9 protein-coding genes and 1 pseudogene are annotated in these 11,080 nt (G+C 66.2%); 7 read left to right on the top strand and 3 right to left on the bottom strand.

From position 1 onward, the window contains the following. Positions 1–421: 421 nt before the first annotated feature. From ACXJLU_RS31245 to ACXJLU_RS31215, 7 genes are all read left to right on the top strand, one after another. Positions 422–2,821, top strand: coding sequence for an ATP-binding protein (locus ACXJLU_RS31245; RefSeq protein WP_457337649.1), 2,400 nt, complete (start codon positions 422–424; stop codon positions 2,819–2,821). 78 nt (positions 2,822–2,899) lie between these two features. Next, positions 2,900–3,346, top strand: coding sequence for a DUF1348 family protein (locus tag ACXJLU_RS31240; RefSeq protein WP_457337648.1), 447 nt, complete (start codon positions 2,900–2,902; stop codon positions 3,344–3,346). A 140-nt stretch (positions 3,347–3,486) separates the two neighbouring features. Then, positions 3,487–4,335 carry an alpha/beta fold hydrolase gene (locus ACXJLU_RS31235; protein ID WP_457337647.1) on the top strand — a complete coding sequence of 283 codons (849 nt, stop codon included), beginning with the start codon at positions 3,487–3,489 and terminating at the stop codon, positions 4,333–4,335. Positions 4,336–4,523: 188 nt separating this feature from the next. Continuing rightward, complete coding sequence (locus ACXJLU_RS31230) at positions 4,524–5,360, top strand: alpha/beta hydrolase (RefSeq protein ID WP_457337646.1); 837 nt, start codon at positions 4,524–4,526, stop codon at positions 5,358–5,360. Between the two features lie 453 nt (positions 5,361–5,813). Continuing rightward, positions 5,814–6,857, top strand: coding sequence for a cytochrome P450 (locus ACXJLU_RS31225; RefSeq protein ID WP_457337645.1), 1,044 nt, complete (start codon positions 5,814–5,816; stop codon positions 6,855–6,857). Then, positions 6,850–8,052 (top strand): MFS transporter, encoded by a 1,203-nt coding sequence (locus ACXJLU_RS31220; protein WP_457337644.1) that lies wholly within the window; start codon positions 6,850–6,852, stop codon positions 8,050–8,052. Before ACXJLU_RS31225 ends, ACXJLU_RS31220 begins: the two co-directional genes overlap by 8 nt. Next, entirely contained in the window at positions 8,049–8,963 is a 915-nt protein-coding gene (locus ACXJLU_RS31215) for an SMP-30/gluconolactonase/LRE family protein (protein WP_457337643.1), read from the top strand. Before ACXJLU_RS31220 ends, ACXJLU_RS31215 begins: the two co-directional genes overlap by 4 nt. Before the next feature lie 27 nt (positions 8,964–8,990). Here ACXJLU_RS31215 and ACXJLU_RS31210 read toward each other — a convergent pair whose 3' ends face one another. The 3 genes and pseudogenes from ACXJLU_RS31210 to ACXJLU_RS31200 form a co-directional block, all read right to left on the bottom strand. After that, complete coding sequence (locus ACXJLU_RS31210; RefSeq protein ID WP_457337642.1) at positions 8,991–9,818, bottom strand: alpha/beta fold hydrolase; 828 nt, start codon at positions 9,816–9,818, stop codon at positions 8,991–8,993. A gap of 62 nt (positions 9,819–9,880) precedes the next feature. Beyond that, positions 9,881–10,366 carry a RidA family protein gene (locus ACXJLU_RS31205; protein ID WP_457337641.1) on the bottom strand — a complete coding sequence of 162 codons (486 nt, stop codon included), beginning with the start codon at positions 10,364–10,366 and terminating at the stop codon, positions 9,881–9,883. A gap of 470 nt (positions 10,367–10,836) precedes the next feature. Further along, positions 10,837–11,080: pseudogene (locus ACXJLU_RS31200) on the bottom strand (IS701 family transposase); the annotation flags it as partial.

Below are 11,080 nucleotides of genomic sequence, written 5' to 3'. Positions count from 1 at the left end.
CCCACCTGCGTCGCGATCTCCTTGTTCTGCAGGCCCTGCGCCGCCAACAAGATGATCTTCGCCCGCTGCTGCACCCGCGCCTGCACGCTTCCTCGCCGGCTCAGCGCCTGCAGCTCCCGCTGCACTTCCCCATCCAACTTGATCTCGGCCGCGACTCGCATGCTTCCAACCTCCCGTCGAGGATGGAGTTTGCTTCAGAAATTAAGTTCCCCTAATTCGAGCGCACTACACTAGGAGGAGTGTTGCGACCCCCTCGCCGCAAGTCCCAATGACGGGCCAAGCATTTGCCAATGGTTTCCTGCGCGCCCGCTTGCGGGCCCGATGCGGTCGGCCTGATACTGCGTGCCGGTACGATGTCGCCAGAACGCCGGACCCTTGCCATTCCATGTCTGTTGCAGCACCGCCAGTTCGATACCGGTTCGTGAGCTTCGAGTTGCAGCCCGACGAGCGGCGCCTGCTCGATGCCGGCGTGCCGGTGGCCGTGGGTCCTCGCGCGTTCGACCTTCTCGTTGCGCTGGTCGAGCGTGCGGGGCATCTGGTCACCAAGGACGAACTGCTCGATCGCGTGTGGCCGAAGGTGATCGTCGAGGAAGCGGCGCTGCAGATGCAGATCTCGTCGCTGCGCAAGATCCTCGGGCGCGACGCGATCGTGACGGTGACGGCGCGCGGGTACCGGTTCGCGCTCGAGGCCACCTGCGTCGGCGTGGAGGAGGTGCTCGCCAGCACAGCGCCGACGCACAACCTGCCGCAGCCGCTGAGCTCGTTCGTTGGCCGCGAGCAGCAGGTCCAGGAGCTCAAGGACCTGTTGCGCGGCACCCGGTTGCTCACGCTGATAGGGTCGGGCGGATGCGGGAAGACCCGTCTGGCGATGCACACCGCCGCCGGACTGACGGGCGAGTATCCCGACGGCGTCTGGGTCGTGGAGCTTGCCGCGCTGGCAGACCCGCAACTGGTTCCCGACGCGGTCGCCCGAGTGTTCGGACAGAAGGAGCAACCAGGCACACCGTTGGTCCGGACGATCGTTGATCACCTGGCGTCCAGGAACCTTCTGCTGGTGCTGGACAATGCCGAGCATGTGCTCGAGGCCTGCGCACAGTTGTCGTACGCGCTGCTTTCCGCGTGTCCCGCGCTGCGCATGCTGGTCACGAGCCGAGAGCGTCTGGGCATCGTCGGGGAGTTGACCTACCGGGTCCCGTCTCTTTCGATGCCGGACCGCGAAGAGCAGGGCACTCCCGAGCGGTTGGCGCACTTTGAATCCGCGCGCCTATTCATCGAGCGGGCCCAGCTGCAGCAGCCTCGATTCGTCGTGACGCCGGAGAATGCGCCCTCCCTGGCGTCGATCTGCCGCCGGCTGGACGGCATCCCGCTGGCCATCGAGCTGGCCGCGGCACGCGTGCGCCTGATGCCGGTCGAGGAAGTGGGCCGCCGTCTAGATCAGCGGTTCGACCTGTTGACCGGCGGTTCGCGCACGGCTTTGCCGCGTCACCGCACGCTGCGCTCATTGATCGACTGGAGCTACGACCTGTTGAACGGCGCCGAGCAGGAACTGCTCTGCAGGGCGTCGATCTTCTCGGGCGGATGGACCCTCGAAGCTGCGGAGAGGGTCTGCGCCGGCGATGGGATCGACGAGAAGGACGTGCTGGACCTGCTCACGTCGCTGGCGGACAAGAGCCTGGTGAACGCCAGGGACGCTGGGGGCGAAACGCGCTACGAACTGCTGGAGACGGTTCGCCACTACGCACGCGACCGGCTGTGGAACCGGGGCGGCGAGGCCCGCCTGTCACATCGGCATTTCGACTGCATGCTGGCGCTGGCAGAAATGGCCGAGAGCCGGTTGAAGAGCGGCGATCAACAGGTGTGGCTCGAGCGCCTCGAGACCGAGCACGAGAACTTGCGCGCAGCGCTCGCGTGGTCGTGTGCGAATGACGGGAGCGCCGCCGACGGACTGCGACTGGCCTCGTCTCTCGGCTGGTTCTGGAGTACGCGCGGGCACTACAGCGAAGGCCGGCGCTGGCTCTCCATCCTGATCGCGGCGGTCCCTGGTGGGCAGGAGGACTCAGTCCGCGCCTACGCACTGCGTGGCGCGTCTTCCCTGACATCGCACCAGGGTGACTATGCAGAAGCCAACAGACTGAACGAGGAGGCCTTGGCCATCTTCCGCAGGGTGGGGGATCGGAAAGGCATCTCCCAGGTGTTGAACAACATGGCGACGGATGCCTTCAACCTCGGCAACTACACGGCAGCGCGGCTCATGCTCGACGAGAGCATGACGATCCGCACGGAGCTCGACGACCAGCATGGGGTGAGCCTCGTGCTGAGCAATCTCGGGATCATCGCGCTGGACCTCGAGAACTTCGAAGAGGCACGTTCACTGTTCGAGCGCGGGTTGGCCATTCAGCGGGCGCTGGGAAACCCGAGAACCATCGTCTTACTGACGGTCAACCTCGGTTGCGCCCTGCGCGAGTTGGGAGACTATCCGTCCGCTGAAGCCATGTTGGGCGAGGCACTTGCCATCTCGGGAAAACTGGCGAATCGACTTCAGACCGCGTCGTGCCTGGAAGAACTTGCGGCGCTTGCTGCGGCGAGGGCACAACCCATGCGCGCCGCCGGCTTGTGGGGTCGGGCGCAATGGCTGCGAGAGGGGATCGGGTCTCCTTTGCCAGACCGGTCGAAGCCGCTCTACAACCGGCAGGTTGCCGCAGCTCGCACGGCCCTCGCAGACGACGCCGCCTTCGACGCGGCCTGGAAGGAAGGGCGGGACAAGCCGATCGAGCAAGTCTTGAGAGCATTGCGGGAGCGTCGCGCCGTGCATCAAGGCTGACGCAGTGCGGGCCAGGTGTTGGGAAACCGTTGGCCCGCCATCAGGACGCGCCGGGACGGGACGGCCACACTCGGCAACGTGACCACCCCGGAACTGCCCCGCCCTCCCATTCCCCCGTTCGACGCGGAGACGGCTGCAACGAAGGTGCGCATGGCGGAGGACGCCTGGAACTCTCGCGACCCGCATCGAGTGTCGTCGGGGTACGCGGTCGAGAACCGCATGCAGATCGTCCGGTTCCTGACGCGCAAGTGGGCGAGCGAGCTGGAGTATCGGCGGCTCAACGAACTCTGGACGTGCGCTGGGAATCGCATCGCTGTCCGTTTCGCCAGCGAGTATTGCGACGCCGGCGGGCATTGGTGCCGCTCATGCGGACACGAAAGCTGGGAGTTCGATGGGCGGGGATTGCTCACGCAGCGCCACGCCAGCGCCGACGACGTGGCCATCGCGGCCGATGAACGGAAGTTGCTCTGGCGGCTCGGTCGCCGGCCGGATGACCATCCCGGATTGACCCAGTTGGGCCTCTGACGCCGAAAGCATTGGGAAATGCTTGGCCGTCCGTTGGGACTTGCAGCGCACGCGTCCAGATACTGCATTTCAGAGTCGAGTTGGTCGCTTCAAGAGAGGTCTTGCCGGCGCGACTCCTCGAACCAACGACCGGCTCGCGAGTGAAGCAGGTCGATGGAGCCGCTCGTCAATGTTTGTCTGGACCGACCATGAAGATCATTAAAAGTATGTTGATCGCAACTGCCACTGCTTCCGTCACTGCGATGGGCGGCGGCGCGCTTGCCGCGGGCAAGCCCACCATTGCGCTAGTGCACGGCGCCTTCTGCGACTCCCATTCGTGGGACGCGGTGGCCGGAGCCCTCAAGGCGGATGGCTACAAGGTCATCAACATCAATCTGCCGGGTCGTCCGGGCGCCGAAGGTTCGCTCAAGGACGCCACGCTCGACGGCTATCGCCAGACCGTGCTGGCCGCGCTGAAGGACGAGAAGGCGCCGGTCGTGCTGGTGGGTCACAGCTTTGCAGGCATCACGATCTCGAACGTCGGCGAAGCCGCGCCGGAGAAGATCAAGACGCTGGTGTACGTCGCGGCCTTGCTGCCCAAGGACGGCGACTCGCTGGACAAACTGGCGCACGAAGACCCGGACGCCAAGATCGGCCCGATCCTGAAGCCCGACCCGGCCAACGGCATCATGGGCATCGACAAGGCCGCCAGCGTCGACGTCTTCCTGAACGACGGCCCGGCGCAACTGCGCTCGGTGTTCCCGAGCCTCGTGATCGACGAGCCGCTGGCGCCGCTCGCGACGCCGGTGCACGTCACCGCGGCCCGCTTCGGCAAGGTCGACAAGGCCTACATCCGCACGTCGAAGGACCTGGTGATCAGCCCGTACCTGCAGTCCGCGATGCTGGCGGCGACGCCGGTTCGCCTGACGCAGACGATCGAGACTGGGCACCTCGGGATGCTCACCGATCCGAAGGGCCTGGCCAAGGCGGTCGAGAAGGCCGCGCAGTAACCAGGCAACGGTCTTCGGCGCCAGCGCTCGATCAGGCCCGGCGCTCCACACGCAAGGAGTATCGAATGGACATCTCACGTCGCAGGTTCGGATCGCACGTCACGGGCGCCGCTGTCGGCGCCGCACTGGCCGCGTGCGGTGCAGAGGGCGCCGACGCGCCGGCCGCGGAAGCGGCGAAGAAACGCGCGGTGGTGCTGGTGCACGGCTCGTGGTTCGGCAGCTGGTGCTACGCGAAGCTCATTCCTCTGCTGCAGGCCAAGGGAATCACCGTCGCCGCGCCCGACCTGCCGGGGCATGGTCTCGGCGCCAGGTTCCCAGCGAGCTTCGCGGTGCGTCCGCTGGTTGATGCCGACTTCGGGGCCGAGGCCTCTCCGCTGGCCGGTGTCTCGCTGCAGGACTACGTCACGGCCATCCTGGCCCAGGTCGCGAGTCTCGCGGCCGCGGGGTACGGCCCGATCACGGTGCTGGGCCACAGCATGGCCGGCATCCCGATCACGGCCGCGGCCGAGCAGGCGCCCACGCAGATCGCCAAGCTGATCTACCTGTCCGCCTTCATGCCGGTGACCGCCGTTCCGGCGGGCGCCTATCTGCAACGTGCGGAAGCGGCGGGAAACCAACTCGGAGGTTTGCTGAAGGCTGATCCGAACACCGTCGGCGCCTTGCGACTGGACACGAACACGGTCAAAGCGAGCGAAATCCAGGGCCTGAAGAACTCGTTCTGTGCCGATGTCCCGGACGCGGACTTCCCGGCGATCGCCCACCTGATGCAGCCGGACGATCCCGCCCAGGCCTATGGCACGCCGACCGGTGCCACCGCGAAAAACTGGGGTTCGGTGAAGCGCGCCTACATCGGCTGCACGGCCGACAACACGGTGCCTCCGGCGCTGCAGAAGCTCTTCGTGAGCGAGGCGGACACGCTGGCGCCGTCGAACAGAACCGATTTCCACACGTTCGACAGCAGCCACTCGCCGTTCTTCGCGAAGCCGATGGAGTTAGCCGACCTGCTGGCGACGCTGATCGCCTGACCTCGCTCTCCGGTTCGATTGACACGGGGCACTTCAAATACCTTTTGAATTAAATAGTTCGAAGGTTTTAATATTAGCGCGGCTATTGCTATTCCGTCGAGGTGGGGTGATATGTCGCGCGCTTTGTTTATATTGAAATTGCTGACTCGAAGCATGTCGTGAAAATCATTGACCGCGCCATATATTGATACTAGGATATTCTCGTTGACTGATCGTCAACCACCCGGCGGATTTCCAGTCGGGTGAACTCAAAACTGGTCTGATATGAAACTGATCCTGAACACGATGGCTTCCCTGGCTTCCACCGAATCGCGTCTCAAGAAGCTCGCATGGCCGCGCTACAAGAGCTGATTTCTCGCCCGGTTACCGCCGGGCCTTGAGAATCTGATCGTCGACCGGGGCGGATGATCTTCGCCCCGGTCAAATCCTATGGGCGAAACTGCTGTCGATGACATGGCATCCAATGCCGGGCGCGATATCGAGCGCACAACCCTCTATCAGAAGGATCTGCGCCGCATACTGGAAAACAGTGGCGGAAATGCGGTATTCAGAATCGGGCCGGGCACGGTGGGAATCCAGGATGGTGCCCTGGCACGCGCGGTTCTGGAGGCCCGGGAACTCCATGATTTCGAACGGACGATCTTCAAGCCCGTTCGCGGCCAGGCGATGAGTGCCGGCAACACGGCCGCCATCCTGCGTGCAGCGGCACAGGATGTTCGCCGCGCCATCGATGAATTGCCGAATGACGCCCGGACCTATGCCGGTGACTGGCCGGCGCGCGGGTACGAGATTCTGCATCGCGCGATGTTCGGGCGGGATGGCTGGATGCTGCGAGGCCTGTCGTCCCGTGTGCTGGACGCATCCGTCTGGGCACAGCGCCTTGCCTTGGGTGCAGCTGAGCGATGGCCGGCGCCCTTTGCGCAGGGGGAGTCCGCGCTTGCGCAGCAGGTGCTGCGGGGAATGCCGCGCGGCGCCGAGCGCTCGGTCGCCCTCGTGCTGTATCGCCGCATCGCGTCTGCGCTGTGCGAGACGGTCAGCAAGGCGGTCGCCAACACTTTCTGGCTCTCCAGCAAGGCGCAGCGCGAATCCAGGCCGCGCCAGACGGTGGCCGAGAGCTTGCGGCTCCTGCCGCCCGCCTGGATGCTGCTGAGGTCCGCCGACCCGGCGTTCGCCCGCCTCGACGAGGGGATCGGCGAGCGTGACGATCTGCTCGTCTTTCCGCTGCTGATCCATCGCAACGCGACCTGGGACTCGCCCGAGGAATTCGCGCCGGCGCGCTGGGATGCGCTGGGCGAGCCCGACACCCTCGCGAACTACCTGCCGTTCGGGCATGGGCGGGACAGATGCCACGCGAGAAGCCTCGTGCTGTCCATGACGCAGGCGCTGCTGGCGCGCGTGGTCACGCAGGACCTCGACGTGAGCCCTCGTCAGAAGTCGGCAGGCGTGCGCTTCGCGCCATTGCTGGCAGTCGCGCACGTCAAGCTCACGCATGCGTGAGCCGGGCAGGGCCCCTGCGCAGGGTTCACGGTGGCCGACGCTGGCCTTTGTCGCCGGGCGAGCCTGCTCCGACCTGGCCGGGAACGCCTTGTGGCTGGTCATCGGTGCCTGGCTGATGCAGTCCACCGGCACGCTGGAGGGCAGCATGTCCAGCCTGTTCGCGTTCTCGCTGGGGGCCGCTCTCGGCCCGCTGCTGGGGCCCGTCGCCGACCGCTTCGAGGGTGCGAGGGTACTTGTGCTCGCCGACCTGGTTGCTGCCGCCGCCATGTCGCTGCTGTGGCTGGCCGATGCCTCGACGTCGTGGCCGGTCTATCCCGCGTCGATCCTGATGGGCGCGGCGGCCGCTGCGGGATCCATCGCCGAAGGCGTGATGGCGCAGACACTGTCGGCGGCGGGCGGCGGCACGCGGCTGCTGGCCCTCCTCGAGGCCGTGTCGCAGGGCATGCGCGTGTTCGCGCCGCTCGCAGGCATGCTGCTCTACGAGCGTTGCGGTCTCGATGGGGTGGTGGCGACGTGCGTGGTCATGACGCTGTTCGAGGTCGCCATGCTGTGCTCCTTTCGCTGGCCCGCCAGATCGCTCGAGCGGGGCAAGCTGTCGTACGCGGAGGACTGGCGCAAAGCGTTCAGCTTCGTCGCCGGCGACCGCGGGCTGCTCGGCTGCTTCCTGCTGGCGAGCTTGTCCGTCTTCGGCTTCGGAATGGTTCGCAGCGCCGCGTTCGGACTGTCGGCGACCGATACCTCCGCGCACGGCCGCCTGCTCGCCGACATGACGACCTGCCAGGCCGCTGCCGGCGTCGCTGCGTCCGTCCTACTGGGGTGGAGGCCAGGGCTGCTGCGTGCCGACCTGCTGCTGCGGGCCGGGGTGCTCGCCGCCTGTGCGGGGATGGCGCTGGAATGCCTCGCCTACCCCGGCAGCCTGCTGCTCGGTGCGGTGATGATCGGCGCGGCATCCACCGCCGTCATGATCGGGACGATGTCGCAAGTCTTCGAGCGAACGCCCGGGCACCTCATCGGCCGGGTCGAATCGGCGCTCGGGGTGCTGGTGCTCGGCGCGCAGCTGCTGGCGAGCGGGCTGGCAGCGTGCCTGCTGAATGAACAATCCTGCCGTGCCTGGCTGATGGTGGTGGCCGGCGCTCTCCTGCTGGCCGCCTTCAGCGTCGGCCGGCGACCCGTACTTCGAATCCCGGAGCCATGACACCGAACCCGTTGCTGAATACGTTGCTCAAGTCCTGCGTCTCGATGCTCGCCCTGGGGGCGGCCTTGGGCGCATCGGCGCAAGGCGCGGCCGTGGTCGTGCGTGGCCTGCAGTTTCCCGAAGGCACCGTCTTCGCCGGCAACACGCTCTACTTCGTCGACTACGCGACCTCCGATGTGCTGCGCCTGGGCGGGACCAAGGCAGAGGTGGTCTGGCACCGGGACGGCTGCGGTCCGAACGGGCTCGCGGCGACGCCCGCCGGGCTGCTCGTCGCGTGCTACGACAGCGGCAGCCTCGTCCAGATCTCGCTTGAGGGCAAGGCTGCCGAGGTCATTCGCAGCGACAGCCAGGGGCATCCGCTGGTCGCCCCGAACGACCTGGCGACCGACGCTAGGGGCGGCATCTACTTCACCGCCTCCGGCGACGCGTCCACGCCGGGCAAGGTGTTCTACCGGAATGCCGAGCGGGCCGTGCGCGAGGTCGCCTCGGGGATCAACTACTCGAACGGGCTCGTGGTCTCGCCGGACGGCAAGCGCCTGTACGTGGCCGAGAGTCGCGCCGCGCGCCTGCTCGTCTATGCCATCGGGGGCGACGGCGCGTTGAGCGACCGCCGCGAGTTCGTGAAGCTGGTGGACCTCCTCGAGTCGTCGCCAGGGACCGCGCTCACGCCCGACGGCGTGCGCGTCGACCGGCACGGCAACCTCTTTGTCGGCTTGTACCGCGGCGGCGGATTCGCGGTGATCTCGCCGGGCGCAAAGCTCCTGCGGAAGGTCGAGTTGCCGTCGGCGCATCACGCGAACCTGGCGATCTCCCCGGATGGGAAGACCGTGTTTGTGACCTCGACGGACGATGCGCCCGGCGGGGGCTATCGCGGCGAGCTGCTGCAGGTGGCCAACCCGATCGGCGACTGACGCGACGACAGGTTGGCCGATGCGCTGTCAGCGCAGGAACTGAAGCGCCTGCAGCACGAGGACGGCGTGGTGTTGGAAGATGCCGCCGTGGCCGGCATCCGGCAGGATGCTGAGCTGCGCATTCGGCAGGCGGCGCGCCAGCTCGAACGAGTTGATGGTCGGCGCCATCACGTCATCGTCGCCATTGGCCACTAGGACAGGGTGCTTGATCTCGCTCAGTCGGGCGGGGTCTCCCTGTCCCCAGGCGTGGATGGCGGTCAGCTGGGCATGGATCGCGTTGTTGCTGATCGCTGCATCGCGATCTTGCGCGCGCTCGTTCAGCCGCGCGAGGAAGGCGTTCGCCGCAGCCTGGCCGTTGGCCGTCTGCGTGAAGAACAGGAAGTGCTTCGGATGCTTGCCCGCAACGGCAGCCTGGGCCACGCCGTTCTGCAGGACCGAGCCCATGTTCGAGATGCCTTCGCCGCCCGCTGGACCCGAGGCGGCGATGATGATCCGGCGCACGAGCCCGGGCCGGGCCAGTGCGATCGCCTGGGCCACAAAGCCGCCCAGCGAGAAACCCAGCAGGTCGACCTGTTCGTGCCCGAGGGCGTGGATGAAGGCGATGGCGTCGTGCGCCATCGCTTCGACCGAGCCGGGCGTGGTGCCGCCGGACCTGCCGACGCCCCGATTGTCGAATGCGATGACGTGGTGGCTGGACGCCAGGCCGTCGACGATCTTGGGATCCCAGTCGTCGAGCACGGCCGTCAGGTGATGCAGCAGGACCACCGGCACCCCGCGCTTCTCACCGACTTCGCGGTACGCAAAGGGGGTGCCTTCCACATCGATGGTCTGGGTCGACGCACGTTCAAATGTCATGGCGAGGTTCCTTTCTGTTGAGCCATACGAACGAAAAATCCCTGCTGGAGCGGCGAGCCGGGTCAGGCGACGAGCTCGACCTCTGCCTCGATCTCGACCGGGATGTCGAACGGCAGCTCGGCCATGCCGACGGCGCTGCGGGCGTGGGCGCCCGTGGTGGGGCCGAACACATCGAGGATCAGGTCCGAAAAGCCGTTGATGACCTGGGGCTGTCTGTTGAAACCGGGCGCCGAATTCACCATCCCGAACACGCGATTCCAGGCTCCGATGCGATTGAGGTCGCCCAGCGCGCGCTGCAGGCTGCCGAGGATGGCCAGGGCGGTCAGCCGGGCCGCGGTCTGGGCTTGCTCCACGCTGACGTCGCGCCCGACCTTGCCGAACGGTGCCGCGACGGAGCCATCCGCGTTCGTGGGCCCATGGCCGGAGATGAATGCTCTCGTTCCGGACACCCTGATGAATCGGAACGGGAACACGACGCCCGAAGGAGCTTTCAGCGGCTGAGGCAATACCAGGCCCAAGGCCTTGATTCGTTCTTCCACGTTGGCCACACAGGATCCTTTCAGTACAGCGGTCGGGCGACGGCCGGGTCGAAGGGGAGACCGTTCGTCCGTCGCGTCAGGTGCAGTGTCGGAACCTCCAGCGTGAATGTCCCAATGCACAGCCAAGAGAATTCAAATGCTTCGCCGGTTCGCCGGTTCGCCGGTTCGCCGGTTCGCCGGTTCACCGGTTCGCCGGTTCACCGGGCGCGAATAAACCCCGTCCCCCTCCGAGGGGGGATGGTTGCCTTCGCCATCGGTCGGCAGACTGCCGCGGCACAAAAGAGAAGAGAACGTCAAACGAACGAGAGTGCGATTGAAAGGTTCAGCGGGCACGCATCAGGGGAGGAGAGTTCGCCGACGGGCGACGCCATGCGTCGCGACACAGGCCTTATCAACGCGAAGCCGCGCTGTGTGCGCAGTGACTGGTGGCCCGGCTCGCTGCGTAGAGTGCTGCGTAGGAAATCGGGTTTGCCTTAGTCTTACTGTGTCACAAGAGTAGTTTTTCTCGTGCCCTTCCGCAGCAGGGGCACTGCCCGAGGCGGGCGATCAGCATGTAGCTGAGTTGATGGCGCAGCGTCGTGATGGAGTTGCTCACGTGACGCTGCGCGCGCAGGACTGCCTCGGGGGATGTAATCCTCGGGAAGGGCAGGCACTTTGCGTTCGATGAAGTTTTTTTTGCCGCCGACGGGCTTGTCGGCGATGAGTCGTTCGGTCATCAGGAAC

It is taken from the genome of Rhizobacter sp. P5_C2 (genome assembly GCF_054049715.1).
Note: the sequence above shows the minus strand (reverse complement) of the source record. Positions and strands in the feature narration are given on the sequence as shown.